The organism is Streptomyces sp. S.PB5 (assembly GCF_030403745.1).
Lineage (GTDB): Bacteria > Actinomycetota > Actinomycetes > Streptomycetales > Streptomycetaceae > Streptomyces.
This window is the reverse complement of the sequence record NZ_JAQMWP010000008.1, coordinates 361,412-387,404: the sequence shown is the minus strand read 5'-3', so window position 1 is coordinate 387,404 and position 25,993 is coordinate 361,412. Positions and strand designations below refer to the sequence as shown.

The following is a 25,993-nucleotide window of genomic DNA, read 5'->3' as shown; positions in this document are numbered from 1 at the left end:
GCAGGGTCCTCTTCTGGGTCGTCTTCTGGCTCCTCTGCTGAGTCCTCTCCCGGGACTCCTTCTCCTTCTTCTTCCGGTTCGGCTTCTGATGGTGTGTCGGGGGAGGGACGATGACCGCGGTCGGCTGGCTGCCCGCCCCCGTCGAGGAACTGTTCGGCGCGGACACCATGGCCGAGGAGTCCTACGAGGTCCTGACGGTGGACGTCCCGCCGGCTTCCTGGCTCACCGCGCTGCGGACAGCCCGTGACGAGTTGGGCTGCACCTACTTCGACTGGCTGAGCGCGGTCGACGAACCGGGCACGGGCTTCCGCATCGCCGCGCACGTGGCGGCGTTGTCGCCGGTCCGCCGCCTGCTCCTGCGCACGACGGTCCCGCACGAGTCCCCGACCCTGCCGAGCGCGGTCGACGTATTCGCGGGCGCCGCCTGGCACGAACGCGAGACCCACGAAATGTTCGGCGTGACCTTCGAGGGTCACCCCGCCCTGAACCACCTCCTTCTCCCGGAAAACTTCGAGGGCCACCCCCTCCGCAAGGACTTCGTCCTGGCCGCCCGAGTCGCCAAGGCCTGGCCCGGCGCCAAGGAACCGGGCGAGTCCGACCACGGCGGCCCCAAGCGCCGCCAAATGCTCCCCCCAGGCGTCCCCGATCCCAACGAGTGGGGCCCCCTGAAGGGCCAACTCCCCCCAGCCCCAACCCGCCCCACCCGCACCGCAGGAGCCCGAGCCACCGGCGAACGCCCAGCCCGAGCAGCAGGCGAACGCCCCGTCCGTCGCGCCCGCACGACGGCGGAGGGTTCGGCGAGCCAGGCGGAGGCGCCTGTGACGCCGGGGGCGGCGGGTGCGGGTCCGCGTCGTGCTCGTACGGCGGCGGAGGGTTCGGCGAGCCAGGCGGAGGCGCCTGTGACGCCGGGGGCGGCGGGTGTGGGTCCGCGTCGTGCTCGTACGGCGGCGGAGGGTTCGGCGAGCCAGACCGAGGGGGCGGCCGCTTCGGATGCCACGCCGCCCCGTTCCCGTACCGGGGCTGAGGATTCGGCCGACCAGACGCCTGCGAACCCCGAGGCGTCGACCACCGACACCGAGGGCGCCGAGCCGGGCACCGGGACCCCCGCGGCTGACACCGGCACGCCCTCGTCGGCGTCAGGCACCCGGGCCGCGCCGCGTCGCGCACGAAGCGCGAGCGAGGGCTCGGCCTCCCAGCAGCCCGGGACGGGTCCCGGGACAGGTGCCGCTCCCGCGGGCCCCCGCCGCTCACGCAGCGCCTCGCAGGGCTCGGCGAGCCAACGCACCGCACCCGGCACGCCGACGTCTGCCGCTCCGGCCGAGGGCACCCAGGCCCACGGCACCGAGCCCACACCTCAGAAAACACCCACGGCCCCCCGCAGCCCGGACGCCCCGTGGCACCACGCCCGCCCGGCCTTCGCCGAACCCGAACCCGAACCCGAACCGGAACGACGTCCCGAGCCCGAACCGAGCCAGGAGACCGAGGCGCGGTTCGAGTCCGAGACAGCGCCGGAGTTCGAGACGGAGTCGGGCCCCGAGGTGGGGCCGGAGTCCGAGATGCAGCCGGGCCCCGAGATGCAGCCGGGCCAGGGCGCAGGGCCGCAGGGGGAGCCTGAGTCCGAGACACAGCCGCGTCAGGACGCTGAGCCGCAGAACGAGGCGGCGTCCGAGGTCGAGCCGGCGTCCGAGGTCGAGCCGACGTCCGAGGCCGAGCCGACCTCCGAGACCGAGCCGAGTCCGGAGGCTGAGCCGCAGGCCGCGCCGGCGGCAGGCCCGGAGTCCGGGACTGAGACCGAGCAGGCATCAGCTCCCGACCCCGATCCCCGTCCCGCTCCGGCCCCGGACGCCGAAGCCACCCTCTCTCGCGAGGAACCCCCCGGAGCCACTGAAACCCGGGCACGGCCCAGTGCCCCCGGGGCCTTTGGAACCCCGGACCAGCCCGGCGCCCCCGGAACCCCGGACGCCGCGGGAATCCCGGACGCCACCGACACCCCTGACGCCACCGAAAACCCCGACGCTCCCGAAAACCCCGCAGGAGGCCCGCAGTGAACGACGCTCTCGACGTCGCCCTGCGACTCCTGATCGTCTTCGTCGTCTTCCTCACCTTCCCCCTCATCGTCGGCCAGACCGAGCACAAGGTCATGGCTCACATGCAGGGCCGCCTCGGTCCGATGTACGCCGGCGGCTTCCACGGCTGGGCCCAACTCGTCGCGGACGGCGTGAAGTTCGCGCAGAAGGAAGACATCGTCCCCGCGGGCGCGGACCGCCGTATCTTCCAGCTCGCCCCCGCAGTCGCCCTTCTGCCCTACCTCCTGGTCCTCCTCGCCATCCCCATCGGCCCCGGTGAGGGCGCCGTCGGCGAGGTCATCGACGCGGGCGTGTTCTTCGTCCTGGCCGTCATGGGCGTGGGTGTCCTCGGCTCTCTCATGGCCGGCTGGGCCAGCGCCAACAAGTTCTCCCTCCTCGGCGGCCTCCGCACCGCCGCCCAGCTCCTCGCCTACGAACTCCCGATGCTGCTCACCGCCGCCTCCGTCGCGATGGCGGCCGGCACGGTCTCCCTTCCCGGCATCGTCGACGCCTTCGAGTGGTGGTGGCTGCCCTGGCAGATCGTCGGCGCGATCGTCTTCTTCGCCGCCGGCCTCGCAGAACTCCAGCGCCCGCCCTTCGACATGCCCGTCGCCGACTCGGAGATCATCTTCGGCGCGTACACGGAGTACACCGGCCTCCGCTTCGCCCTGTTCCTGCTCGCCGAGTACGCCGGGATCATCGTCCTGTGCGGCCTGACCACCGTCCTCTTCCTGGGCGGCTGGCACGGCCCCTGGGGCGCCGACGGCCTCGGCTGGGTCTGGACCCTGCTGAAGACCGCGATCCTCGCCTTCCTCGTGATCTGGCTCCGTGTCACCTACCCCCGCCTGCGCGAGGACCAGCTCCAGAAGCTCTCCTGGACCCTCCTCGTGCCCCTTTCTCTCGCTCAGATCGCCCTCACCGGCATCGTCAAGGTGGTGATCTCCTGATGGCCCCCATTCCTGGCAGTGGCCTCGCCAAGGGCCTGGCCGTCACCCTCCGCACGATGACGAGGAAGACCGTCACCGAGCAGTACCCCGACGTCCAGCCCGACCTCCCGCCCCGCACCCGCGGCGTCATCGGCCTGTTCGAGGAGAACTGCACGGTCTGCATGCTCTGCGCCCGGGAGTGCCCGGACTGGTGCATCTACATCGACTCCCACAAGGAGACCGTCCCGGCGGCGACCCCCGGCGGCCGTGAGCGCAGCCGCAACGTCCTCGACCGCTTCGCCATCGACTTCTCCCTATGCATGTACTGCGGTATCTGCATCGAGGTGTGTCCTTTCGACGCCCTGTTCTGGTCCCCGGAGTTCGAGTACGCCGAGACCGACATCCGTGACCTCACCCACGAACGCGACAAGCTCCGCGAGTGGATGTGGACCGTCCCGGCCCCGCCGGCCCTCGACCCCGCCGCCGAGGAGCCGAAGGAGATCGCGGCCGCCCGCAAGACCGCCGAGAAACTAGCGACGGCACAGGCCGAACCTCAGGAGGGAGACGCGTGAGCCCCGCCTCCGTACCCCTCACCCCGGCCGCCGCCGAAGCCCGCGGCTTCCTCACCGTGGCCGCCACGGAAACCCACGGTTTCCTCTCGCCGACCGGCGTGGAGATCGCCTTTCTCCTCGTCGGCCTGGTCACCTTCGGTGCCGCGATCATCACCGTCACCACCCGACAGCTGGTGCACGCCGCCCTGTGGCTGGTGGTGACCCTCGGCGGCCTGGCCGTCGAATATCTCCTGCTGACGGCCGAGTTCATCGCCTGGGTGCAGGTCCTCATCTACGTGGGCTCCGTAGTTGTCCTCCTTCTCTTCGGTCTGATGCTCACCAAGGCCCCCATCGGTCGCTCCCCGGACGCCGACTCAGGCAACCGCTGGGCCGCCCTCACCGTCGCCGTCGCCTCGGCCGCTGCCCTCGTCTGGGTGGTCGTCGACGCGTTCCGCTCGACCTGGATCGATCTGGACGGTCCCGCCGCCGGCTCGACGGAGGCCACCGGAGCGAGCCTCTTCCAGAACTGGGTCCTCCCCTTCGAGGCCCTCTCCGTCCTTCTCCTCGCCGCACTGGTCGGCGCGATCGTCCTGTCCCGGAAGGCGAAGGCGGAGTCGAGCTCTCCCCCTGTGAACTTCCGGCCCGCGACCGGTAGTTCCCCATCCGCCCCGAATTCCCGTAATCACCCGATCGGGCGAAACAAGCCGGCCAAGACAACCGATTCGGCCGAGAGCCGCACCGCCGCCGAGGAGACCAGGGTGACGGGAAGCGGCAGCGAGACGGAGCGAACCGAGCCGTCCGAGAGCCACGTCACCGATCAGCGCGCCGAGGCCGCCCGGAGCGGCAATGCCCCCGCCGAGCGGACCACCCCGGCCGCGCAGGAAGGCGCCCGCTGATGCACCTCGCCTATCCCGCCGTACTCTCCGCCCTCCTCTTCTGCACCGGCCTCTACGGCGTCCTCGCCCGCCGCAACGCGATCCTGGTCCTGATGTCGGTCGAGCTGATGCTCAACGCCGTCAACCTCAACCTCGTCGCCTTCGACGTCTGGCTCAGCCGGACCGCCGAGGAGACCCTGCACTCCGGCCAGGCCCTGACCCTGTTCACCATCGCCATCGCCGCCGCCGAGATCGGCATCGGCCTGGCGATCGTCCTCGCCGTCTACCGCAACCGCGGTACCTCGGACATCGACAAGCTCCGCGACACCGCCGAGGGCCACGAGCCCGAAGTCCCCGACTCCGACGGCGACGTCCCCGCGGCCGAGAAGGCTGAGGCCACCGCGTGACCACCACCACCCTCGCCGTTCTCGTCCCCCTCCTTCCGTTCCTGGGCGCGGCCGCCGGTCTGCTCCTGGGCCGCACGGCCCCCGGCTTCGTCCGCCCGCTCGCCGTCCTGCCGACGCTCACCGCCCTCGCCCTGGCCGCGGTGGTCGCCGTGCGCCAGGGTGGCGACGAGGCCGTGAACGCCGCCACCGAGCTCACGCCCACCGGGTCCGTCCCGATCGAACTCGCCCTGCACATCGACGGCTTCGCCGCCCTGGTCGCCGTACTCGTCGGCCTCGTCGCCACCTGTGTGCAGATCTACTCGACGGGCTACCTGCGCGACGACCCGCGCTACCCCTCCTACGCCGCCCTCGTCTCCCTCTTCACCTCCGCGATGCTTCTCGTCGTCTACTCAGGCGACCTGATGGTGCTGCTGGTCGGCTGGGAGATCATGGGCATCTGCTCGTACTTCCTGGTCGGCCACTACTGGGAGACCCCGGAGGCCCGCGCCGCCTCCATCAAGGCCTTCCTCGTCACCAAGCTCGGTGACGTCCCCTTCCTGATCGGCCTGTTCGCGCTCGCCACCGACGCCGGCTCCTTCCGCATCACGAAGGTCCTCGGCGCCGTCGCACACGACGGACTCGACCATCCGACCCTGATCGCCCTGCTGCTCCTGGCGGGCGTGGCCGGCAAGTCGGCGCAGTTCCCGCTGCACACCTGGCTCCCGGACGCGATGGCGGGCCCCACGCCCGTCTCCGCACTGATCCACGCCGCGACGATGGTCGCCGCCGGCGTCTACTTCATCGCCCGTCTCCTCCCGGTGTTCGAGGCCTCGCAGGCCGCGATGGTCGTCCTCGCCGTGATGGCCGCCGTCACCATGGCCGGCTCCGCGCTCGCCGCGCTCGCCCAGGACGACATCAAGCGCGTCCTCGCCTACTCGACGATCGGCCAGCTCGGCTACATGACCGGCGCCCTCGCCGTCGCCGACCGCGGCGCCGCCGTCTTCCACCTCCTGTCGCACGGCGCCTTCAAGGCGCTGCTGTTCCTCGCGGCGGGCGTGATCATCCACGCCGCCGGCACCAACTCACTGGCCGCCATGTCCCGTATGGGCCACCTGCGCGACCGCGTCCCCGACGCCTACTGGACGATGACCGTGGCGCTCCTCGCGCTCGCCGCGATCCCGCCCTTCAGCGGCTTCTTCTCCAAGGAGTCCGTCCTCGGCGCCGCCGAGCACGTCGCCACCGGCCACACCGAGCACGCCCCCGGAGCGGCGGGCTGGGTCGTCCTGGTCGCCGGCCTGCTCACGGCGCTGCTCACCGCGGCGTACGCCATGCGCCTGTGGCTGCTGGCCTTCAACGGCCGGGGCGCCGAGGCCCCCGACCACGGCAGGCAGCCGCTGACGATGACCGTCGTTCTGTGGGTCCTCGCGGTCCCGTCCCTCGCCGTCGGCGGGCTCGCCTACCGCGTACTGCCCGACTGGTTCGACGGCAACGACCTCGCCCCGACCCTCACCACGTCCGTCCTCGGCACCGGCGTCGCCCTGGTCGGCGGCATCGTCACCTACGCGGCCTGGCGGCACACCACCGCACTCGCGGTCCGCGTCCCGCTGGGCGCGGTCGCCGCCCACCCGGAGGGCGACTCGGCCCGTGTCGAGGCCGAGGCCATCGCCAGCCACGAGCCCGCGTACGGAGACATCGCCTACGCGCCCGACCCCGCGGATCCCGGCCGACTCCTGCTCGGCCCGCTCCACCGGCACGCGGCCGTCGGCTTCCACCTCGACGCCGTGTACTCGGCCCTCTTCGTCCGCCCGGTCCAGGCCGGCGCCACCCTCGTCCGGTTCCTCGACCGTGAAGTCGTCGAGACCTACGTACGCGCCGCGGGCGCCCTGCCCCGACTGCTGGGGGCGGCCGTACGGCGGGCCCAGACCGGCAATGTGCAGACCTATGTGAGCGCGCTGCTCGCCGGCACCGTCGTCCTGGTGGTCGCCGCCGTCCTCGTCGCCACGGGAGCGTGAGCAGGCGTGATCGATATCAACGAGTCCGTGATGCAGTTCCTTCTGGCGTTCGTCGTCGTCGGCCCGCTCCTCGGCGCCGTCGCCGCTCTCCTGCCGGCCCCGCCGGGACTGAAGGGGAAGTCGCCCGAGCAGGCCGTGCTGCGGCACGGAGTGACCGTGACCGGCGTGATTCTCATCGCCGCGATCGTCCTGACGCTCGGCTTCGACCACGACCACCCGTCGAAGATGCAGGCCACGACCGACATCAGCTGGATCCCCGCACTCGATGTGCGGATCCACCTCGGCATCGACGGCATCTCTCTCCCCCTTCTGGTCCTGACCGCGCTGCTGACCTTCCTCTGCGCGCTCTACTCGTACTTCAAGCAGCAACATCAGCCGCCGACGGGGCGGACCGCGGACCCGCCCTCGAAGGCCTTCGTCGCACTGCTGCTGGTCCTCGAGTCCGGCACCCTCGCGACCTTCGCCGTCCTCGATCTGCTGCTGTTCTTCCTCGCGTTCGAGATGGTGCTCATCCCGATGTACTTCCTCATCGCCCGCTGGGGCGGCGAGGGCAGGACCCAGGCGGCGTGGCGGTTCATCCTCTACACGCTGCTCGGATCCGTGGTCATGCTGCTCGGCCTGCTCCTGATCGGGATCAAGGCGGGCACCTTCGACATGGTGGCACTCGCCACTGACAACGGCCGGTCCCTGACCACATCCGTGCAGGTCATCGCCGTTCTGGCGGTCGGGATCGGGCTCGCCGTGAAGACCCCGATGTGGCCCCTGCACAGCTGGCTGCCGGACGCCCACACCGCTGCGCCGACCGTCGGCTCGGTCCTGCTGGCCGGCGTCCTGCTGAAGATGGGTACGTACGGGTTCGTCCGCATTCTTCTGCCGATTGCCCCCGACGGCTTCGCCGACTTCGCGCCCTACCTCGCCGCCTTCGCCGTCGTCGGGATCATCTACGGATCCCTGGCCTGCCTCGCCCTCGCCAAACAGGGCGCGAAGGGCGACCTCAAACGCCTCATCGCCTACTCCTCCGTCGGCCACATGGGCTTCGTCCTGCTCGGCATCGCCACGATGACCCCGACCGGCGTGAACGGCGCCCTGTTCGCCAACATCGCCCACGGCCTCATCACCGGCCTGCTGTTCTTCCTGGTCGGCGCACTGAAGGACCGCACGGGCACCACCGACCTCGACGCCCTCGCCGAACAGACCGGCGCCGCGCTGTACGGCAAGGCACCACGCTTCGGCGGCCTCCTCGCGTTCGCCGCGGTCGCCTCCCTCGGCCTGCCGGGCCTCGCCGGGTTCTGGGGCGAGATGCTGGCCCTGTTCGGCGCGTTCGACCCCGCCGACGAGCTCAGCCGCCCGGCGTTCCTCACGTTCATGGCGATCGCGGCCTTCGGCACCCTCCTGACGGCCGCGTACCTCCTCGTCGTGGTCCGCCGCGTGTGCATGGGCGCCGTGCCCCAGGACGCCCCGAAGCTCGCCGACGTCCACGCGTACGAGTTCGCCGCCTGGACACCGCTCGTCGCCCTCACCGTCGTAGCCGGCCTGTGGCCGAAGGCCCTCCTCGGCCTGACCGACCCGGCCGTACAGCAGCTCCTCGCAGGAGGCACCCGATGAGCGCCCTGGCCGCCGCGGCCCAGCCGCTGGCCGCGAACCTCGTCCAGTCCGTCGACTGGCTCGCCATCGCGCCGCCCACCATCGCGGCGGTAGTCGGACTCGTGGTCCTCGTCGCGGACCTGTTCGTCGGCGACCACAAGAAGGCGCTCCTCGGCTGGCTGTCCGTCGCGGGCCTGGCCGCCTCCACAGCGATGCTGCTGCCCCTCCTGGACGGCGACCGGGCCACCTTCTGTCAGACCGGCGCCCCCGACGTCTGCAGCTATACGGCGGACCGCTTCACCCTCGTCCTCCAGCTCCTGGTGCTCGGGGGAGCACTACTCGCAGCCCTCCTGTCGGTCACTGCCCTCAAGGACGCCGACAAGGGACTCCCCGAAGGGGAGTACTGGTTCCTGCTGCTCTCCTCCGCCGCAGGCGCCGCCCTCCTGCCCGCCTCCCGCGACCTGGCCACCCTCATCGTCGCCCTGGAGGTCGCCTCCCTGCCCGCCTTCGCCCTCGTCGGCCTGCGCCAGGGCGACCGCAAGTCCTCCGAAGCGGCCCTGAAGTTCTTCCTGTCCTCGGTCACCGCGACCGCGGTCAGCCTCATGGGCATCAGCTTCGTGTACGCCACCACCGGCACCCTCTACCTCACCCAGATCGCCGACCGCATCCAGAACGTCGACGGCCAGCTCTACACCCTCGCCCAGACCGGCGTCGTCCTCACCCTCATCGGCTTCGCCTTCAAGACGGCCGCCGTGCCCTTCCACTTCTGGGTCCCGGACACCTACGTAGGCGCGCCTCTCCCGATCGCCGCCTATCTGTCGGTCGTCGGCAAGGCGGTCGGCTTCTCCGGCCTCATCCTCGTCACGGTCGTCGCCCTCCCGTCGTACGCCGAGGTCTGGGGCCCGGCGCTCGCCGCGCTGGCCGCCCTCACCATGACCGTCGGCAATGTCGGCGCCCTCCGACAGCAACCCACGCGCGCGTACAGCGCCGTACGCCTGCTCGCCTGGTCCTCCGTCGGCCAGGCCGGCTACCTCCTGGTGCCGATCGCCGCAGCCGCGTACTCCGACGACGCCGAACGTTCCATCGGCTCCACCGTCGCCTACGCGCTCATGTACGCCGCCGTGAACCTCGGCGCCTTCGCGGTAGCCGCATTGGTGGGCCGGACAAGAGCCCTCAACCGCCTCACCGACTACCGCGGCCTGTACGCCACGAATCCCCTGGCCGCCCTGCTGCTGGCCTTCTTCCTGCTCTGCCTCGCCGGACTGCCGCCGGGCATCATCGGCCTCTTCGCGAAGGTCACCGTCTTCTCCGCGGCCGTCGACGCGGGCCTCGGCTGGCTGGCCGTGGTCATGGCGGTCAACGTCGTGATCGCGCTGTTCTACTACCTCCAGTGGACGGCCCTGCTGTTCCGCGCCCCTGAGGGCGAACCCGCGCGGCATCGCATCCCGGTCCCCCTCACCGCGGCGATCGCCCTCACCGGCGTCCTCGGCATCGCCCTCTCGGGCGCTCCCCAGCTGATCCTGCGCTTCACCGACACCGGCCTCTTCTGAGCCCACCGCCGAAGATCTGGGCGCCCTCACCCGGACGGCGCACGCCCGCCCACGCACGCACAAGGGAACTAGCCGCTCTCGCCTGGCGTTGACCAGTACGGGAGGGTCCACTGGAAAAGACACCAGTAGGACCGCAGATCAACCAAGCAAAGGGTTCCCCTGCTGCACGACTTGGAGGGCGTACCGTGCACCGCCGGCACAACGGGCTCAGGACCGCAGTACTCCTCGGAGGACTGTCGGCACTCATCATCGTCATCGGCAGCTTCTTCGGCCGTATGGGGCTCGTCGTCGCGGTCCTGATCGCCCTGGGGACCAACGCGTACGCGTACTGGAACAGCGACAAACTCGCGCTACGCGCGATGCGCGCGCGCCCGGTGAGCGAGTTCGAGGCCCCCGCGCTGTACCGCATGGTCCGCGAACTCTCCACACAGGCCCGCCAGCCCATGCCGCGCCTGTACATCTCCCCGACGGAGGCGCCGAACGCGTTCGCGACGGGCCGCAACCCGCGCAACGCGGCCGTGTGCTGCACCGAGGGCATCCTGCGCATCCTCGACGAGCGCGAACTGCGCGGCGTCATCGGCCACGAGCTCAGCCACGTCTACAACCGCGACATCCTGATCTCGTCGGTCGCCGGCGCCCTCGCCTCGGTGATCATGTTCCTGGTCAACTTCGCCTGGCTGATCCCCATCGGCCGTTCCAACGACGACGACGGCCCCGGCATCCTCGGCATGCTGATGATCATGATCCTGGGCCCCCTCGCCGCGACTCTCATCCAACTGGCCATCAGCCGCTCCCGGGAGTACGAGGCCGACGCGTCCGGCGCCCAGCTCACCGGGGACCCCCTGGCCCTGGCCAGCGCGCTGCGCAAGCTCGAGTCGGGCACCAAGCAGCTTCCGCTGCCCCCGGAGCCCCGTATCGAGACCGCGAGCCACATGATGATCGCGAACCCCTTCCGTCCGGGCCAGGGACTCTCGAAAATGTTCTCCACGCACCCGCCGATGGCGGAGCGCATTGCTCGCCTCGAGAAGATGGCAGGTCGCCACCAGTGAAGACAATCCTGAACGTCATATGGCTCGTCCTCAGCGGCTTCTGGCTGTTCCTCGGCTATCTGCTCGCCGGGGTACTGCTCTGCATCACGATCATCGGCATCCCCTTCGGCATCGCTGCCTTCCGTATCGGCGTCTACGCCCTGTGGCCCTTCGGGTACACCACGGTCGAACGCCGTGACGCCGGAGCCCCCTCCTGCATCGGCAACGTCCTGTGGCTGATCCTCGCGGGCTGGTGGCTGGCGCTGGCCCACATCGTCACCGGCATCGCCCTGTGCGTCACGATCATCGGCATCCCGTTCGGCATCGCCAACTTCAAGCTGATCCCGGTCTCGCTGCTCCCCCTGGGCCGCGAGATCGTATCGACCGACCAGCCGTTCTCGTCGCGCTGGTAGCCGTTCCGGAGTTGGTCCGGAGCCGTTCCGGAATCGGTCCTGAAGGCGCTGGGTTTTCCACAGCCCCGAGGTTGTCCACAGGCCCGCACCGTTGTCGGTGCGGGCCTGCATCATGAACTCATGACCGCGAACAAGCAGGTGCGGGCACAGGGGGAGACCGAGATCCGCAGCGCCCGCCTGTGGGCCCACACACCACCCGAGCCGCACGACCGGATTCGTCCGAGCCGTACTCCCATACCCGACGGGGCACTCGCCGGGCCGGGCATCCGCACAGCCTGACGGGGACGCGGCGTCTGTCGTGGAAGGCGCCGCTCCACTAGTCGGCGCCGCCTGCCGGGCGACCGCAGATCGCCGCGGGCCGCCTCACCGCGCCGCCACCCACCGCCGTACGCCGTACGCCAGCACCCCCACCGCCAGCACACCCGCGCCCACAATCACCGAGACCCCCGGCAGCGCGAACGCCAGCACCACGCACCCGAGGAGCCCCACCGCCGGCACCACCCGCGCCGCCGGAGCCGAACTCAGCGTCCATGCCGAGGCGTTGGCCACCGCGTAGTACGCCAGCACACCGAAGGAGGAGAACCCGATCGCGCCCCGCACATCCACCGTGGCGGCGAGGACCGCGACCACCGCGCCGACGGCCAGCTCCGCCCGGTGCGGCACCTGGAAGCGCGGATGCACGGCAGCCAGCGTGCCCGGCAGATGCCGGTCACGAGCCATGGCCAACGTCGTCCGCGAGACGCCCAGAATCAGGGCCAACAGTGAGCCCAGCGCGGCCACGGCCGCACCGACCCGCACCACCGGCACCAGCCCCGGCACCCCGGCCGCCCGCACGGCGTCGGCCAGTGGTGCGGTCGCCCGCCCGAGATCCTCCGCCCCCAGCACCGAAAGGACAGCCACCGCCACACACGCGTACACGCCCAGCGCGATGCCCAGAGCGAGCGGGATCGCTCGCGGGATCGTGCGCGCGGGATCCCGTACCTCCTCCCCGAGGGTCGCGATCCGCGCGTATCCGGCGAACGCGAAGAACAGCAGACCGGCGGCCTGCAGCACCCCGCCCACACCCCCAGAGGCACCACTGTCCAGCCGCCCGGCATCGGACGCCCCGGAGCCCAGGCACACGACCACCACGGAAGCGAGGACAGCCAGTACGACCGACACGATCGCCCGCGTCAGCCAGGCGGACTTCTGGATGCCGCCGTAGTTCACCGCGGTCAGCGCGACGACGGCCGCGACGGCCACGGCGTGCGCCTGCTCCGGCCAGACGTACGCGCCCACGGTGAGCGCCATCGCCGCACAGGAGGCCGTCTTCCCGACCACGAACGACCAGCCCGCAAGGTAACCCCAGAACGGCCCGAGCCGCTCGCGCCCGTATACGTACGTGCCGCCCGAGGCCGGGTACAGCGCGGCCAGCCGGGCCGAGGAGGAGGCGTTGCAGTAGGCGACCAAGGCGGCGAGCGCGAGCCCGATCAGCAACCCGGACCCGGCCGCGCGTGCCGCGGGTCCCAGGGCGGCGAAGATGCCGGCCCCGACCATCGAGCCGAGCCCGATGACGACGGCGTCGCCCAGGCCCAGGGTGCGTCGAAGTTCGGAGGCGGAGCCGGAAGGTGTCATGCGCCGCACCTTACTGATCAGTGCAACCGGCCGGTGCACCTCTGACGTCCTTCTGGGCAACAGGGCACGAACGCACGCTGCCGCAAAGGCGCGATGGCACGAACGCGCCATGCACAACCCAAGAGCGCACAGCCGCCGGAACCGAAGTCACAGCATCGGAACGGCGTGGCCACAGTGCGGAAGGGCAGGTTCAGGGCATGAGCATCATCGGTTGGGTCATCCTGGGGCTTCTGGCCGGGGCCATCGCCAAGTTCCTGCTGCCGGGCCGTGACCCGGGCGGCTTCATCGGTACGACCTTCATCGGCATCGCGGGCGCGTTCATCGGCGGCTGGATCTCGGCCCGCTGGCTGGACCACTCGATCACCAAGGACTTCTACGACGGCACCACCTGGGCGGCCGCGATCGGGGGCGCACTGGTCCTCCTGATCGGCTACCGCATCCTGTTCGGCAACTCGCGCAACTGAGCACACCCCCGAACCGCAGCCAGCAGGCGAGAAGGGTGGGCACCGGCCAGGTGCCCACCCTTCCTCGTACCGCCCTCTGCGGCGCCGATCAGACGTCGCTCACCGGTAGTTGACAAACTGGACGGCGAAGTCGAAGTCCTTGCCCTTCAGGAGGGCGATGACGGCCTGCAGGTCGTCGCGGCTCTTGGAGCTGACGCGCAGCTCGTCGCCCTGGACCTGAGCCTTCACGCCCTTGGGGCCCTCGTCACGGATGATCTTCGCCACCTTCTTCGCGTTCTCCTGGGAGATGCCCTCCTCGATCGACGCGAAGATCTTGTACTCCTTGCCGGACAGCTGCGGCTCACCGGCGTCCAGGGCCTTGAGCGAGATCCCGCGCTTGATCAGCTTGGACTGGAAGACGTCGAGGACAGCCTTCACCCGGTCCTCGGAGTTCGCCTCCATCAGGATCTTGTCACCGGACCACGAGATCGAGGCGCCCACGCCCTTGAAGTCGTAGCGCTGCGAGATCTCCTTGGCGGCCTGGTTGAGGGCGTTGTCGACCTCCTGCCGCTCGACCTTCGAGACGATGTCGAAACTGGAGTCGGCCATGTCCTGTGGCTCCTTGTATCGGGGTGCGTTTCGGGCTGCGTATCGGCGTACGTGAGGCGGCCGCCGAGCCCGGCGTAGGTCCCGGGCCGCATCCGGACAAGCCTAGCCACCCCGCGTCGCCCGAGCGCTGATCAATCGGGTGGCGAAGCACCCCTCTCCATCGGGTATTGTTTACGTCGTTGCCACGGAGCACCGCCGAAAAGCGGTTCGAAGGGCAGCGAACCCCGGCGGTGTGCCCGAGCGGCCAAAGGGAGCAGACTGTAAATCTGCCGGCTCAGCCTTCCCAGGTTCGAATCCTGGCGCCGCCACACTGGGGAAGACCCCCTCCGAACTGCGGAAACGCAGTATGGAGGGGGTCTCTTCATATTCGAACGGCGTCACTCGAACGCGGGTCGAAATGTGTGGCTTGTCTCACCTAGTCTCGGGTGCGTACCAGCCCTGATCAGCGTGTGTCCCCCAGGCGTCCCCCGGGGGAGAGGTCGGTTCCGTCCCATTCCCGCAGGCCAGCCTCAATCTGGCGATTCGCTCGCTCCTGGGCTTGAGCCAGAACCTTCGCGTAGACGCGCAACAGCACGGCGACCGAGTGTCCGGCGCGGCGCGCCACCTCCATCGGGTCGACTCCGCTGTAGAGCCAGAACGAGACCCCGGCGCATCGAAGGTCGTACGGGCGCCGGGCGAGCGGCGACGCTTCCTGTTCCGGAGTCAGCGCATCGGCTCGCGCGGCGGCCCACACCTCGCCGTATCCCGTGTCCTGAATCACACCACCACGGTTCGTGCGGAACAGGCGTCCGTCCGGAGCCGTGCCGTAGCGCTCGATGTGCCAACGGAGCATCGCGACGAAGTGGGGAGGGATGGGCACCAAGCGCGAGTCTCGCTGTGCTCGCGCCTTGAGGTGCCGGTCTTGGTGGGCCCGACCGTCGTCCGTCCAGTCGCGGCCGGCGTGGACGATCCCGCCGCGAAGGGTCAGCTTGCCCCATCCTCGCTTGGGCAAGTGGCATTGGGACGCGGTCAGTCCAACCGCTTCCGCAGGACGCATGGCGGCGTAGTACAGGCACCCGAAGAAGGCCTCAAGGTGAGCACCCCGCTCACCCTGCGCTCGTACGCCCTCAAGCAGGGCCCGCACCTGACGAGGGTTGGCGACGCTCGCCGGGTCAACCTCTTCGGTCGACTTCGGCGCCGACCACTTCACGGTGGACAGCGGGTTGACCGGAACGCTGAAGTAGCGCCGCTCGACCGCGAGTCCCAAGACGTCGCTGAGGCACGCTCTCTTGCGCCGTGCCGTGCGTGCGCCGGCGGGGGAACCGTTCAGCAGCGTCGACAGGGCGTCCAGAGCCAAACGAAGCGTGGCGGGGTCTTCGAGAGCGGCGATGGGGAGGGAGTTCTTCTCCAGCCAGCGGAGGGCGTTTGTGACGTCCTCGGGGTGTTCCTGAGACCAGCGGCTCTTGTTGTATGCCCAGCCGTATAGGGCCGTGCGGAGCACGCGCGAAGGGGGCTGCCCGACGGTCGTCTTCACGAGCGCGGGGGTGATGGTGGCCAAGGCATCGGCGTCGTTGCGGCGCGACTTGGCGGGGAGCTTGTCCCACCTGCGGTCGACGTACGCGCGGGTGTGTTCGTACCAGGTCACGGAGCCGTTCAGGGCGCGGAGTTCGGAGGCGGGGAGGCCGGTCTCCACGTCGAACTGCTCACCCTTCCGCAGGGCGGTCATCAGTTCCGAACGACGGCCGTCGGCCTGGGCTTTGACCGTGTAGCTCTTCGAGTGCTTCTGTGGCCCAACAAGCCAGCGGACACGGTAGGGCTTCGGACGGTCTTGGCGAGTCTCGATGCTGTAGATCCGGGCGTCGTACGTGAGCGGCATGATTCTCCGGGCAGTAAAGAACCCGCCCCGGATGGGGGCGGGTTCGAGGGAGGGAAGGGGCGTCAGGCGAAACGTTCCTCGCAGCGCTCCCACCAGGCGTCAAGATCGCTCCGACTGACCCGGACTTGGCCATTGGGGAGCTTTCGGGTGCGGGGAGCTTGGCCGCGTGCCCGCATGCGGTAGAAGGCGGCGCGGCTCATGCCGATCTCTTCGAGGACTTCGGGGAGCTTGAGCATCTGGGGGCGGGCCACGGTCGACTCCTTCGAGGGGTTCGGTCATGGCGGGGCTCTTAGCCCCGTTCCGGATGTCTACGGCCCCACGGGGCCGCACAGCGCGAGTAGAGCGAGTGGGCTTCAAAGCGCTGCGTGTGTCCGAGGTGCGGATTTCTGCGTCACCGCGTCATCTGCGTCATTCGCGGCTCTGACCTGCGGCTTTGGGTGACGCGGCCTCTCCGGGGTGCGTCATCGGTGACACAGTCCGTTCGTCATTGGTGACGTGGATGACGCGGGGTGACGCAGTCACGGCCGGTCTGCGTCACCGCCTTTGCGGCAGGTCGCGGGCCGTTTGCCGTCCATGGGTGACGCGGGTGACGCAGCGTCCCTTTCCTTCGGACAAGAGAAAGAGGGGGTGTCTGTTGGGTGCGCCTTAGGCGTGAAGAAGGAGCCGCTTCGCGGCGCGACCCTTGGGCGGCGCGTTGCGCCGAACTGCAAGAGGAGCACATCGCGCCCGTGGTGCTCTTCTTGCTCGTGCAGGACGGCCGCCGGTCAGAGCATCGGCTCCTGTTTATGCGGCGGCGGGGCCGCCGATCGGGTCATCTCGATGTAGCGAGCTGTCTTGGTGCGCCCCCAGTCGATGAGGACGCCCCGCGCGGCCAGCGTCGGTTGAAGGCGTTTGAGACGGTCGGAGAGGACTTTGCCCGTGGTGGGCCACCCCTTGGGGAGCGGGCGGAAGTCGTCGCCGGTGTAGAGCTGGGTCAGACAGTGCAGCCACTCGGCAGACGTCCTGCGCTCCTCCACGCCCGCTTCCAGGCCGGCGGCATGCTTCAACACGGTCTGCGCCAACAGGTCGCCCTCGATGACGTCGTCGTTGAGGTCGTCCAGGCAGGTCCGGTAGGCGTTGAGCGCACCCCAACTGGTCGCAGCATCGAGCTGTGCACACAGGTGCGCGAAGTCCGCCATGCGCAGGTCGGTCGGGATCTCGGCATCGGCCGCACGGACCTTGACCGTGAGGTCGAGGAGCGACCCGAGGACGACGGGGAGAACCTCTTCGAACTCCGCCCACAGCTCCGCCTCGGTACGCCGGGTGCGGGGGCGCTCCAACCGCAGCGGCAGGAGCCGTTCGGCAAGGTCGGGCCGGATGACGCCCACGTCGATGCCGGTCAGCAGCAGGGGGCGGCGGTAGCGGGCCCGGACGACGTCCCCGTCGGTGTACAGGGCCCGTTTGATGGTCTCGGCGCCGGTGACGATGCAGCACATCAGATCGGACAGGTCCGGCGCCAGGTGCGAGAGGTTGTCCAGCGCGGTGACCCATCCGGCGGCCACGGCCGCGATCAGGTTCTCCTCATCCTTCGGCGCGCGCCGCAGGTCACCGCTCATGCCCTCGACGACCCGCACGAGCATGCGGCCGCCGGTGGACTTGCCGGCGCCCTGCGGGCCGGTGAGGAACGGGGCGGGGACGGGCACGGACGGTCCGAGGCAGCCGATGAGCCAGGCCACGGCGAGGCACTCGGTTTCCGCGTTGGCGAAGTTGCACAGCCGCAGCAGGAGATCGATGCCTTTGCCGTCGGTGTCCTTGGCCGGTAGGGGGAGTTCGCCGGTGAGCTGGGTGCGCCGCCAGCAGACTTCCTGCGGGTCGGGGGTGAGGATGTCCCAGCCGTTGGGGTGGATACGGACAGACTGTCCGTCGGTGCGGCCCAGGTCCAACCACGTCGCCCCGTCGAATCCGGGCGCGACGCGGATGTGCACGGGCTGCACTTCCTGGCTCATCGCCAAGGCTTCGATCAAGTCCAACGCCTCCTTGAGCGCCGTGCCGTTGAACACGCCGCGACCGTCGTTGAAGAGGCCGACCATGAGTTCCTGCCGGTGGCTGCCCGACGTGCCTTGAGAACGAATCGGGCGGGCCACGGGGTGGCCGTTCTTCTGCGCGAAGACGGTGCCGTCGGCGGTGCGGAAGTAGCGGAAGTGGGCCTGTGCGTAGTCGGCGATGACCTCACGGGCGGGGGGCTTGTCGTCGTCGGACATGGCTACAGTCCCAACCTGGTACGGGCGTTGGTCCACGCGTCGGTGCAGTGCCGGGGCGATTCGCCCTTGCCCTGCGCGGCGGTGAACAGCCGGGCAACGTGGGCGTCGGTCAGGCAGCCGCACCGGCCGTGCGTGGACAGCACGGCGAGGAACGTGCGGTAGACGGTGGCGTGGACCGCGCTGCGGGCGTCGGTGATCTGCTGTTCGGCCATGACGATGCCGCGTTCCAGGAAGGCGGGCGTGCGATGACGGCACGCCCCGCCCCCGACCGGCGCGGGCACGGAGACGGCCTGCGGTGCCGTGCGGACCGTGGCGGGTTCCCTCACGGCCAACTCGCGCACGGCGTCCGGTAGCGCCGTGATGGTGCCGGTGCCGGGACCGAGATACCGGGCGTAGGCCATCGTGGACTTGATGTCCACGCCCTCCCGGACCGCGTTCACGGACTGCATGGCGCCCCGGTAGATCCAGTGCTCGCCGCGCGTGGTGGCCACGGTCTGCGTGGCGGGCAGGCTCGCACGGGCCCACGCGATGGCGGCCGGGTTGTCGAGGTCGACGACGGTGAGGCCGGCGCCGCCGGGGTGATAGGCCACCGCCGCCGCTTCCCACCACACCCGCGCCCACTCTCGGGAGCGCAGGACGGTGATGTCGGTGGTGGCGGCGGCCCAACCGTGGCAGGGCACCGGGCAGGCGCAGGGCCCAGGGTGCTTCATGTTCGGCCGACCACCGCATGTGTTCTTGGCGCAGGCCGGGCAGTTCCCGAACGGCACCTTGCCCCTGCGCAGCGGCAGCACGGGCAAGCCGTCGGCCGCGAGACGGAGGGCGGTGTGGAGATGCTTGCTCATGCCGCCGCCTCCAACGCGGTGTGGGCGAGGAAGGCGCGGCCGATGTGCTCGCTGTAGGCGGGCGGGATGGCCTCGGTCAGTTCCTCGCGCACGTCGGTCCATGTGATGCCCATGGCGGTCTGGAGTTCCGCCACGGTCGGTTTGCCCCCGCCGTTGCCGTACGCGGCGACGTATGGGCCGTCGTAGAAGCGGCCGTGGCGCCAGCCGCGCACCCGCCCCCGGTGCGGGACGTGCGCGGGCTGTGCGGTGGTCCAGCCGCCCAACTCGAAGTTGCGATGGCGGATGACCCCGAGGCCGAACATCTCGCCGCACAGCGTGAGGTCTTTACGCATCTCGGCGCGGCCGTTCGGCTGCTCGATGACGTACGGCAGGCCGGTTGCGTCGAGGAGTTCGCGGGTGGGCGCCACCAGGTCCACGTGGGTACCGCCCCAGCCCTGCGACTGGTTGGTGCCCACGGTCAACGCGCACTTGCTCTGGCAGGGCGGAGAGGCGTGGACGAACGCGTACCGTTCGATCTCACCCGAGCCGATCAGGGCGGCAAGGTAGGTGAGGGCATCGCCCTGGTGGTACGTGAAGGGGTAGTTGGGCCGGTGGGCGATGTCGCATCCGTCCACGTCGAACCCGGCGCGGTGGTAGCCGACGGTGGCGGCGCCAGCGCACGAGAACAGATCCAGCAGACGCGGCCTGCGGGCGCGCACTCGCCGGATGTCGGTGGGTTGGGTCATCCTGGAGACCTCCACAGGTCAGTTCGTGGCAGGTGGACAAGGGCGGCCCCGGTTCTTTGGCGAGACGTGGGGGCCGCCCTTGGCGTAGCTAGGTGCGTTTGGAGCCGAAGAGCTTGAGGCTGATCCCGCCGACGCTGATCGGTCCGGCGGCGCCCGCGATGGTGACGGCGGTGTGTACCGCGAAGTCGAGCAGCGCGAGGAACGCGGCGACGAGTCCGAACACGCCGATCACTCCGGCTCCGGCCACCGCGATCGGGAACAGGTACTGGCTCAGCGGGCGGCCGGTGTGGTCGGTGGTGTGGACGACGATGACGACCGGCTGCCCGGTCGCTTCGGCGCGCCGGTAGGCGTCGGCGGGTATGTGCGGGGCGATGATCCCCGGCGGGTCGAGGTGGGGCATCGGGGCTCCCTCGGGTGAGCCGCGGGCCCGCGCCGGCGTGTGGCGCAGGCCCGCGCGGGTGGGGTGTCAGCGTCAGATGTCAGGGGGTGTCACGGAGGGGCGTCACGCGTTTCTGACACCGGGTTTGCCTAGGGGTTTGGGTGTCAGGGGGCCGTGACGGTGTCAGGCGTCAGGGCTGGTGTCAGGCGGCGGTGAGGGTGGGGACGATGCGCCACCGGCCGGTGGTGTTCGTCGCCTCCAACCGGCCCTCCTCGGCCGCCTCCTTGAGCCGGGCGGACACCCACGGGCGGGAGAGGTTGTTGCGGTCGCACCAGTCCATGAAGTCGCGCGGGCCGACGATCATCTGGCCCGCTTCCTCGAACTCCTCCAGCGCTTGAGCGAACAGGCGGCGGGCCTCCTCCGGCGACGGCTTGCGCCCGCTCTCCTCACCGAAGAGCGGAGTGTCGTCGCCCTCCTCCGGCTGCGGAAGCTCGGCCTCGGGGTCGATGTCCACGTCCTCGGGGTCGACCAGGAGCCCGCCGTGGTCCATGTCGTCCTCCTCGTCACGGACGACCCGCAGCCCGGTCGGCTGCCGGACGTCGTCGTCGGCGGTGGTGGTGCGGCCGGTGTAGGCGCGTCCGGCCACGCCGGAGGCCGCGCCAGCGGTGACCGGGTCGGCGACCGCGCCGTTCGCTTGCGCCCATGCGGCGAGCTGTTCCATGACCGGCACGGCCCGGATGGTGAAGCGCCGGGTGCGGGCCGGGGAGGGGTAGCGGGCTTCGTCGATGCCCGGGGAGACGACGTAGCAGTAGCCGGGGCGCCGGTTGGCCCACGCCCCGGGGTGGGCGCCGGCGTCGATGACCGTCTCCGGGAGGGAGAACCCTTCGTCGCGCGGGTCGCAGCCGAGTGCGATCACGGACGGGAGGGAGGCGCGGGTGGAGGTGGACATCTGGTCGTAGGAGGGCCGCTGCAACGACACGATCAGCGAGATCCCGGCGGACCGGGCCTCCTGAGCGATGCCGGTGAACGCGTCGTCGCCCATGTTCCGCAGGGTGTTGGCCGCTTCCTCGAACCAGGCGACCAGGAACGGCATGCCCGCACAGCCGCACGCACGGCCGTCCGGGCGGCAGGAGTGAGCCGGGTCGTTCTGCACCTCGGCGGCCTCGGGAACCCACTGGCGGTAGCCGTGGGCGCCCAGCCAGCGCGTACGCGCGGGGATGACCGCCTCCACGACCGCGACCATGACCTCGGTCTGGGAACCGCCCTCCGCAGCCCAGTCCAGCCCCGTCCGCAGCGGGGCGAAGTCCTGGAACGCCTTGGGGTCGGAGAACCACACGATGACGTCCCGGCGGGAAAGGATCTCCGTCAGGAGGTTCAGGGCGGCATCGCCCTTACCCGAGCCGGACTGGCCCGCGATCAGGCCGTGCGTGGAGTTGCGGCCCGCATCCGGGTCGCCGGGCAGCCACATCACCAGCAGCGAGCCGTCGTCGTAGCGTCCCAGCACCAGCGGCTCGGCGATCGAGCCTCCCAGGTTAGAGGGGCCCTCCCACTCCACGACCTCGGCGAGCATGTCTTCCGGCACGATGACCAGTTCGCCGCGCCGCTCGGAGTCGGGGTCGGGGCTGTAGCGGATGGCGTTGCGGGGCAGATCCAGGGCGGACGCGATCCGGGCCAGTGCCTTGGTGACGTCGTCGTTGGTCTGCTCACCGGGTTGCAGCGCGAGCGGCGCGGTGACCCGGTTGGGCTCCACCTTCGCCGCGCCGATCTGCGCCCGCGCGAGTCCGACCTTGGCCAGCAGACCTCCATCCGAACTCCCGACGACACCTTCGGTGTTGGTGCGCAGCACCACGCGGACGTTCCACGACAGGGCCAGGGCGGGCCCGCCCATCAGGAACAGGTCGTCGACCGGCCCTGCCGTCGGGCCCGCGAGACAGGCGGCGGTCACCCATGCCGACCCGCACGCCACCGTGACGGCGGAGTGCAAGCGACGCTGTTGGGTGGTGTTCTTGCCCGCCAGCCAGGTGGCGCCGGTCAGCGCCACCGAGGTCAGGGTGAGGCCGACACCGGCCGCCGCGTTGTCCGGCCACCGCCAGTGGCCCAACGCGCCGACCAGACCGGTTGCGCCCCACGTGAGCCACGGCGGGATGTGCGGCTTGGCCTTGTGCAGCAGGTATGCGCGAACGGTGCCGTTCTCCGGTCCGCCCTGTGGGTCCATGACCATGCCCTGCATGCCGTCGGGGTAGTAGGCAGCCATCTGGTTCTGTGTCCGGGCCATGGCCCGACCTCCTTACTGCTGAGCCCAGTTCATGACCGGCTGAGCCGGGCGCCGGGCGCGGTGTCGGACGCGGTTGATCTCTTCCTCGAACTCCTGCTGGAACGCGGAGTAGCAGGCGGCGGCGTTCTTCGCGGCGTCACGCATGCCGTCGGCGGACTTGCGCATCTTGCGGGCCACCTTCCGGGCCCGGATGCGCGAGCCGAACGCCCGGCCCTCCGGGTCCGGCACGGCCGCCAGCACGCTTTCGAGGATCTCCGCCGCCATGGCCACTTCGATCGAGAGCGTCACGCCGGCCGCGCGCAGGGTGTTGCAGTAGTTCCGCACCTGAGCCGGGGAGGTGAACTCCGGGGAGGGCAGCAGGGATTGGTTGCCGGACCGGCCGCCGCCCGGCCGGGCGGCGTTGCGATTGTTGTTGACCGTGACGTTGATGGGCGGGACGAACGAGCCGCCCATCGCGCCGACGAACCCGCCGGCGGCGGCGCCCACGTTGGCGAACTTGTTGCCCTTGTTGTTGGCCGCGCCGTTCGCGGCGCCACCGGTGCGGCCGTTGCCGTTACGCGTAGGGGTTGCCATCAGAGCCGGTCTCCTCGGGTCAGTGCGTACGGCGGACGATGAGCCACGCGGTCTGAGCGACGATCAGCGTCAGCAGCCAGAGCAGCGGCAGCGGACCGGCCCACGGGCCGAACCCGGCCGCGAGCGCCGCCCACGCGAGCGCGAGCGTGGCGAACACGGCGAGGGTGAGGCGCCAGGCGAGCGTGGAGCCCTGCGCCGGGTGCGAGCGCTGCACCACGGCGAACCACACCGCCGGGGCGAGCGCGGCGGGGGCGAGCACGAGTGCGGACCACCAGGCGATGAGGTGCAGCAGGCCGGTGACGACCAGGGCCAGTACGGCGATGCCGGTCGGGGCGAGCGCGTGACGGGCCATCCACAGTCCACGGCCCACGAAGCCGAACGCCTGGCGGGTCAGGCTCGGGTGTTCCGGGACGACGACCACGAACGGCTGTGCGCCGCGACGGCCGCGCGCACGCGGGATCTGCACGGCGGTGACGCCGGCGGCGGTCCGGACTTTGCGGGTACGGGTACGACTGGACACAGCGAAACTCCCAGGGTGTTGGAGGGTTCAGGCGGCTGCGCGCTGTTCCTCGGCGGCCAGACACAGGCCGCAGATGCCGTGTCGGGCCGACAGGCAGTAGCTGTAGGTGATCTCGCACTTCGGGCAGGTGCGGCGGGCGAGCATCGCCAACGCCAGAGCGCCCCACTTGCGCGACGTCATCGGCCTGACCGGCTTGGCCAGGTCGATGCGGTAGAAGTAGGCGACGCGGATGGTGCCGGTACGGCGGTTCACGCGCAGGACCTGCGCGGCGATCGGCTGACCACCCGGACGCAGCCCCATCGCGCGGAGCTGTCGTCGGGTGGCGTAGCCGTCCGGGGCCATCCGCCACGGGTAGGTGGGTATGCCGTAGCGGGCCCCGGTCGGGTCGAAGCACTTCGCGTAGGCGGTAGGCATCAGACCATCGCCTCAACCGGCGCGGCCGCCACGTGACCGTTGTCGCGGAGTTCCTGGTAGCGGGTGGAGACCCAGCCGACCGACCAGCCGCACAGCTCCGCAGCCGCGCGCACCGGCAGTCCGGCCGTGAAGGCGGCCTGAACCATCACGCGGGCCCGCTCCTCCGGCATCTTCTCCGTGGCCGGTCCCAGAGCCAGCAGGGCGGCGCGTTCACGCTCGGCCCGCTCCTCGCGCGCCGCGTGTTCACGGCGTTCACGCTCGGCCCGCTCCTGCCGCTCCCGCTCGCGCCGCTCGGCCTCTTCCCGCTCGGCACGTTCACGCTCAAGGCGGCGCTGTTCACGCTCGCGTTCATGACGTTCACGCTCTTCGCGCTCGGCCCGCTCCCGGGCTTCGGCGCGCTCGCGTTCCTCACGGCGGGCCCGCTCCTCGCGCTCGGCTTGCTCACGGGCGAGCTGGGCTTCGTGCTCACGCTGTTCACGCGCCAGCAGCGCTTCGTGCTCCCGCTTTTCACGAGCCAGCCGTTCGGCAGCCTCACGGCGTGCCTCCATGGCCCGCTCGCGTGCCTCGCGCTGTGCCTGTTGCCGTTCCTCCAGCTCCGCGACGGCGGCGGTGATCGCGCGCCGGTAGGCGAGTCCGGTTTCGGCGGTGACGATCAGCAGCAGCGGCGCGACCGCATGCACGGCCACGCCCACCAGGTCGTTTTGCAGCGCGGAGTCCGCGACGTTCAACGCCAGGGTCATGCAGCCGGTCATCCAGCGCAGCACGATGGGCCACCGGCCGCCGTGTCCCCCGAGGCGGGCCAGGACCGCATCGAGGCGGACCACGATGACAACGGCCGCATCGACGACCAGGGGCAGGATGGGTGCCGTCCAGTCCCACTCATCCGGCGTGTGTTCCGCCGCGAGCGGGGTGACGGTGAGGACCGAATACAGCATCGCGCCCGCCACGATCAGCCACGTGCCAACGGACAGGGCGCGCTCGGCTGAACGGATCTGAACGGCGTTCACGCCTCGCCCTCCGTCCATGAACGCACCTGAATGGCGGCGAGGAGCGTGATCGCGGTGGAGGGGTCGTCGGGGTCGGCGCTGTACTCCGTCCACTCCCACTCAGCACCCGGAACCGGCTCGAAACCGAGGACGCTGAGCGCGTTCACGCGCTCCGTGAACGTCGGCACCGGCGCGGCCCGATCGAAGCTGAACTCCGGCCACAGGTCGGTGGTGTTCATCAGCACCACGTACAGCCGCCAGCGGTCGTTGAACACGGACATCTGCGCCGTGCACACCGGCGCCATCACGCCCCCAGCCCAGCGACGGTGACCGCGTGGTTGATCAGCTCCACCCGCGCGGCCAGCGCCCGGCGACGTGCGCGGCGAATGCGCCGCTCGTCCATCTCGGTCGGCGTGCGGTCAAGGGTGGCGATGTGGGCGTCCAACAGGTCGATGTCCGCGACGATGACCGGCATCTCACGGTCGATGGCGTCCAGCTCCGCGTCCGTCGGCTCCATCCAGTCGGCGAACGCGGTAACAGCTTCCTGAACAGTGACGATGGGGTTCATTGGGTCGTGTTCCTCTCAGCAGTGGAACGGCCCGAACAGCGGCCCCGGGTCTAGCCACCCGGGGCCGCGCGCCGTTGAAGTCGGAAGATCCGGCTCCCCGCGCCCCGCCCGTACGGCCAACACGCACACGGCGCGGGCTGGACGGGCGGGGGAGGCAACCGGCCGCAGCGCAAAGCCGCTGCGAAGCCAGGAAGAGAGCGGACCGTGAAGTCGTTCAGGCGCCGCCGGCCGGTCCATCGCGGCGGCGCCCTCGTATGTCGTCGGCCCATGCCGACCTCCCGCGAGTAGCAGGGGCACGGCTTTCACCAGCGCGCCGTTGCCACGGAGCACCGGTCCCGAGCCGGGGAATCGGGCGCGTCATCGTCACTGCTCTGACGCCAGCAGGGCGGCGCGTACCAGGTGGCAGCCAACGGGTTGACCTCCCGTAAGGGAGGGATGATCCCGAAGGCTGTTTCTCCAGAGCTGACACGCAGGGTGGGCCAGGTTCACCCGCCACGAAGTGGCCACCGACGGCCGTCACCCGGGCCGTTACGGGGACGGGGCTCACCCCGTCGAAACT

Annotated in this window: 27 protein-coding genes and 1 tRNA gene; 13 read left to right on the top strand and 15 right to left on the bottom strand. The window is 70.5% G+C overall.

Going from position 1 to position 25,993, the window contains the following annotated elements:
* The first annotated feature begins 110 nt into the window (after window positions 1-110).
* The 11 genes from PH203_RS23030 to PH203_RS22980 all read left to right on the top strand — a co-directional run bounded on the left by PH203_RS23030 (window position 111) and on the right by PH203_RS22980 (window position 11,670).
* Window positions 111-2,048 carry an NADH-quinone oxidoreductase subunit C gene (locus PH203_RS23030; RefSeq protein ID WP_289922287.1) on the top strand — a complete coding sequence of 646 codons (1,938 nt, stop codon included), beginning with the start codon at window positions 111-113 and terminating at the stop codon, window positions 2,046-2,048.
* Window positions 2,045-3,013 carry a complex I subunit 1 family protein gene (locus PH203_RS23025; protein WP_289922285.1) on the top strand — a complete coding sequence of 323 codons (969 nt, stop codon included), beginning with the start codon at window positions 2,045-2,047 and terminating at the stop codon, window positions 3,011-3,013. Before PH203_RS23030 ends, PH203_RS23025 begins: the two co-directional genes overlap by 4 nt.
* Window positions 3,013-3,564, top strand: coding sequence for an NADH-quinone oxidoreductase subunit I (locus PH203_RS23020; protein WP_289922283.1), 552 nt, complete (start codon window positions 3,013-3,015; stop codon window positions 3,562-3,564). The genes PH203_RS23025 and PH203_RS23020 overlap by 1 nt, the downstream gene beginning before the upstream one ends.
* Window positions 3,565-3,620: 56 nt before the next feature.
* Entirely contained in the window at window positions 3,621-4,439 is an 819-nt protein-coding gene (locus PH203_RS23015) for an NADH-quinone oxidoreductase subunit J (protein ID WP_289922471.1), read from the top strand.
* Window positions 4,439-4,825: an NADH-quinone oxidoreductase subunit NuoK gene (gene nuoK / locus PH203_RS23010; RefSeq protein ID WP_289922282.1), complete on the top strand. Its 387-nt coding sequence runs from the start codon at window positions 4,439-4,441 to the stop codon at window positions 4,823-4,825. Before PH203_RS23015 ends, nuoK begins: the two co-directional genes overlap by 1 nt.
* On the top strand, window positions 4,822-6,816 hold the full coding sequence (locus PH203_RS23005; protein ID WP_289922281.1) for an NADH-quinone oxidoreductase subunit L: 1,995 nt from the start codon (window positions 4,822-4,824) through the stop codon (window positions 6,814-6,816). The genes nuoK and PH203_RS23005 overlap by 4 nt, the downstream gene beginning before the upstream one ends.
* 6 nt (window positions 6,817-6,822) lie before the next feature.
* Entirely contained in the window at window positions 6,823-8,421 is a 1,599-nt protein-coding gene (locus PH203_RS23000; protein ID WP_289922280.1) for an NADH-quinone oxidoreductase subunit M, read from the top strand.
* Complete coding sequence (locus PH203_RS22995) at window positions 8,418-9,950, top strand: NADH-quinone oxidoreductase subunit N (protein WP_289922279.1); 1,533 nt, start codon at window positions 8,418-8,420, stop codon at window positions 9,948-9,950. Before PH203_RS23000 ends, PH203_RS22995 begins: the two co-directional genes overlap by 4 nt.
* Window positions 9,951-10,135: 185 nt before the next feature.
* Window positions 10,136-10,999 (top strand): zinc metalloprotease HtpX, encoded by an 864-nt coding sequence (htpX, locus tag PH203_RS22990; protein WP_289922278.1) that lies wholly within the window; start codon window positions 10,136-10,138, stop codon window positions 10,997-10,999.
* Window positions 10,996-11,391 (top strand): YccF domain-containing protein, encoded by a 396-nt coding sequence (locus PH203_RS22985; protein ID WP_289922277.1) that lies wholly within the window; start codon window positions 10,996-10,998, stop codon window positions 11,389-11,391. Before htpX ends, PH203_RS22985 begins: the two co-directional genes overlap by 4 nt.
* Window positions 11,392-11,511: 120 nt before the next feature.
* Complete coding sequence (locus PH203_RS22980) at window positions 11,512-11,670, top strand: hypothetical protein (RefSeq protein WP_289922275.1); 159 nt, start codon at window positions 11,512-11,514, stop codon at window positions 11,668-11,670.
* An 84-nt stretch (window positions 11,671-11,754) separates the two neighbouring features.
* Here PH203_RS22980 and PH203_RS22975 read toward each other — a convergent pair whose 3' ends face one another.
* Window positions 11,755-13,005, bottom strand: coding sequence for an APC family permease (locus PH203_RS22975; RefSeq protein ID WP_289922273.1), 1,251 nt, complete (start codon window positions 13,003-13,005; stop codon window positions 11,755-11,757).
* A gap of 197 nt (window positions 13,006-13,202) precedes the next feature.
* Between PH203_RS22975 and PH203_RS22970 the strand changes: the two genes are divergently transcribed.
* Window positions 13,203-13,469, top strand: coding sequence for a GlsB/YeaQ/YmgE family stress response membrane protein (locus tag PH203_RS22970; protein ID WP_289922270.1), 267 nt, complete (start codon window positions 13,203-13,205; stop codon window positions 13,467-13,469).
* 99 nt (window positions 13,470-13,568) lie between these two features.
* On the opposite strand, the gene PH203_RS22965 is transcribed toward PH203_RS22970, so the two are convergent.
* Window positions 13,569-14,057, bottom strand: a complete 489-nt coding sequence (locus PH203_RS22965) for a YajQ family cyclic di-GMP-binding protein (RefSeq protein WP_200702768.1) — start codon at window positions 14,055-14,057, stop codon at window positions 13,569-13,571.
* A 226-nt stretch (window positions 14,058-14,283) separates the two neighbouring features.
* Between PH203_RS22965 and PH203_RS22960 the strand changes: the two genes are divergently transcribed.
* Window positions 14,284-14,365: transfer RNA gene (locus PH203_RS22960), tRNA-Tyr, on the top strand.
* 134 nt (window positions 14,366-14,499) lie between these two features.
* On the opposite strand, the gene PH203_RS22955 is transcribed toward PH203_RS22960, so the two are convergent.
* The 13 genes from PH203_RS22955 to PH203_RS22895 all read right to left on the bottom strand — a co-directional run bounded on the left by PH203_RS22955 (window position 14,500) and on the right by PH203_RS22895 (window position 25,434).
* Complete coding sequence (locus PH203_RS22955) at window positions 14,500-15,912, bottom strand: site-specific integrase (RefSeq protein WP_289922265.1); 1,413 nt, start codon at window positions 15,910-15,912, stop codon at window positions 14,500-14,502.
* Between the two features lie 62 nt (window positions 15,913-15,974).
* Window positions 15,975-16,163 carry a helix-turn-helix domain-containing protein gene (locus tag PH203_RS22950; protein ID WP_289922263.1) on the bottom strand — a complete coding sequence of 63 codons (189 nt, stop codon included), beginning with the start codon at window positions 16,161-16,163 and terminating at the stop codon, window positions 15,975-15,977.
* Window positions 16,164-16,676: 513 nt separating this feature from the next.
* A complete protein-coding gene (locus tag PH203_RS22945; RefSeq protein ID WP_289922261.1) occupies window positions 16,677-18,152 on the bottom strand; it encodes an ATP-binding protein in 1,476 nt (491 codons plus the stop codon).
* 2 nt (window positions 18,153-18,154) lie between these two features.
* Window positions 18,155-18,994 carry a bifunctional DNA primase/polymerase gene (locus PH203_RS22940; RefSeq protein ID WP_289922259.1) on the bottom strand — a complete coding sequence of 280 codons (840 nt, stop codon included), beginning with the start codon at window positions 18,992-18,994 and terminating at the stop codon, window positions 18,155-18,157.
* A complete protein-coding gene (locus PH203_RS22935; RefSeq protein WP_289922258.1) occupies window positions 18,991-19,719 on the bottom strand; it encodes a DNA methylase in 729 nt (242 codons plus the stop codon). The genes PH203_RS22940 and PH203_RS22935 overlap by 4 nt, the downstream gene beginning before the upstream one ends.
* 88 nt (window positions 19,720-19,807) lie before the next feature.
* Window positions 19,808-20,119, bottom strand: coding sequence for a hypothetical protein (locus tag PH203_RS22930; protein ID WP_289922256.1), 312 nt, complete (start codon window positions 20,117-20,119; stop codon window positions 19,808-19,810).
* 181 nt (window positions 20,120-20,300) lie between these two features.
* Window positions 20,301-22,328 (bottom strand): plasmid transfer protein TraB, encoded by a 2,028-nt coding sequence (gene traB / locus PH203_RS22925; protein ID WP_289922470.1) that lies wholly within the window; start codon window positions 22,326-22,328, stop codon window positions 20,301-20,303.
* Window positions 22,329-22,385: 57 nt separating this feature from the next.
* On the bottom strand, window positions 22,386-22,946 hold the full coding sequence (gene traA, locus PH203_RS22920; protein ID WP_289922255.1) for a plasmid transfer protein TraA: 561 nt from the start codon (window positions 22,944-22,946) through the stop codon (window positions 22,386-22,388).
* A gap of 19 nt (window positions 22,947-22,965) precedes the next feature.
* Window positions 22,966-23,466 (bottom strand): hypothetical protein, encoded by a 501-nt coding sequence (locus PH203_RS22915; RefSeq protein ID WP_289922254.1) that lies wholly within the window; start codon window positions 23,464-23,466, stop codon window positions 22,966-22,968.
* Between the two features lie 27 nt (window positions 23,467-23,493).
* Window positions 23,494-23,880 carry an RRQRL motif-containing zinc-binding protein gene (locus tag PH203_RS22910; RefSeq protein ID WP_289922253.1) on the bottom strand — a complete coding sequence of 129 codons (387 nt, stop codon included), beginning with the start codon at window positions 23,878-23,880 and terminating at the stop codon, window positions 23,494-23,496.
* Window positions 23,880-24,887, bottom strand: coding sequence for a DUF2637 domain-containing protein (locus PH203_RS22905; protein ID WP_289922251.1), 1,008 nt, complete (start codon window positions 24,885-24,887; stop codon window positions 23,880-23,882). The genes PH203_RS22910 and PH203_RS22905 overlap by 1 nt, the downstream gene beginning before the upstream one ends.
* On the bottom strand, window positions 24,884-25,171 hold the full coding sequence (locus PH203_RS22900) for a DUF6303 family protein (RefSeq protein WP_289922469.1): 288 nt from the start codon (window positions 25,169-25,171) through the stop codon (window positions 24,884-24,886). The genes PH203_RS22905 and PH203_RS22900 overlap by 4 nt, the downstream gene beginning before the upstream one ends.
* A complete protein-coding gene (locus PH203_RS22895) occupies window positions 25,171-25,434 on the bottom strand; it encodes a DUF6284 family protein (protein ID WP_289922250.1) in 264 nt (87 codons plus the stop codon). The genes PH203_RS22900 and PH203_RS22895 overlap by 1 nt, the downstream gene beginning before the upstream one ends.
* Between the last annotated feature and the right edge of the window lie 559 nt (window positions 25,435-25,993).

What these genes read in the sequence shown, in the direction of transcription:
- PH203_RS22930 (WP_289922256.1), bottom strand. Translation starts at nt 20,119, where the DNA reads ATGCCCCACCTCGACCCGCCGGGGATCATCGCCCCGCACATACCCGCC.
- traB (WP_289922470.1), bottom strand. Translation starts at nt 22,328, where the DNA reads ATGCAGGGCATGGTCATGGACCCACAGGGCGGACCGGAGAACGGCACC.
- PH203_RS22935 (WP_289922258.1), bottom strand. Translation starts at nt 19,719, where the DNA reads ATGACCCAACCCACCGACATCCGGCGAGTGCGCGCCCGCAGGCCGCGT.
- traA (WP_289922255.1), bottom strand. Translation starts at nt 22,946, where the DNA reads ATGGCAACCCCTACGCGTAACGGCAACGGCCGCACCGGTGGCGCCGCG.
- PH203_RS23030 (WP_289922287.1), top strand. Translation starts at nt 111, where the DNA reads ATGACCGCGGTCGGCTGGCTGCCCGCCCCCGTCGAGGAACTGTTCGGC.
- PH203_RS22980 (WP_289922275.1), top strand. Translation starts at nt 11,512, where the DNA reads ATGACCGCGAACAAGCAGGTGCGGGCACAGGGGGAGACCGAGATCCGC.
- PH203_RS22975 (WP_289922273.1), bottom strand. Translation starts at nt 13,005, where the DNA reads ATGACACCTTCCGGCTCCGCCTCCGAACTTCGACGCACCCTGGGCCTG.
- PH203_RS22910 (WP_289922253.1), bottom strand. Translation starts at nt 23,880, where the DNA reads ATGCCTACCGCCTACGCGAAGTGCTTCGACCCGACCGGGGCCCGCTAC.
- PH203_RS22945 (WP_289922261.1), bottom strand. Translation starts at nt 18,152, where the DNA reads ATGTCCGACGACGACAAGCCCCCCGCCCGTGAGGTCATCGCCGACTAC.
- PH203_RS22940 (WP_289922259.1), bottom strand. Translation starts at nt 18,994, where the DNA reads ATGAGCAAGCATCTCCACACCGCCCTCCGTCTCGCGGCCGACGGCTTG.
- PH203_RS22895 (WP_289922250.1), bottom strand. Translation starts at nt 25,434, where the DNA reads ATGAACCCCATCGTCACTGTTCAGGAAGCTGTTACCGCGTTCGCCGAC.
- nuoK (WP_289922282.1), top strand. Translation starts at nt 4,439, where the DNA reads ATGCACCTCGCCTATCCCGCCGTACTCTCCGCCCTCCTCTTCTGCACC.
- PH203_RS22900 (WP_289922469.1), bottom strand. Translation starts at nt 25,171, where the DNA reads ATGGCGCCGGTGTGCACGGCGCAGATGTCCGTGTTCAACGACCGCTGG.
- PH203_RS22995 (WP_289922279.1), top strand. Translation starts at nt 8,418, where the DNA reads ATGAGCGCCCTGGCCGCCGCGGCCCAGCCGCTGGCCGCGAACCTCGTC.
- PH203_RS22965 (WP_200702768.1), bottom strand. Translation starts at nt 14,057, where the DNA reads ATGGCCGACTCCAGTTTCGACATCGTCTCGAAGGTCGAGCGGCAGGAG.
- PH203_RS22970 (WP_289922270.1), top strand. Translation starts at nt 13,203, where the DNA reads ATGAGCATCATCGGTTGGGTCATCCTGGGGCTTCTGGCCGGGGCCATC.
- PH203_RS23020 (WP_289922283.1), top strand. Translation starts at nt 3,013, where the DNA reads ATGGCCCCCATTCCTGGCAGTGGCCTCGCCAAGGGCCTGGCCGTCACC.
- PH203_RS22955 (WP_289922265.1), bottom strand. Translation starts at nt 15,912, where the DNA reads ATGCCGCTCACGTACGACGCCCGGATCTACAGCATCGAGACTCGCCAA.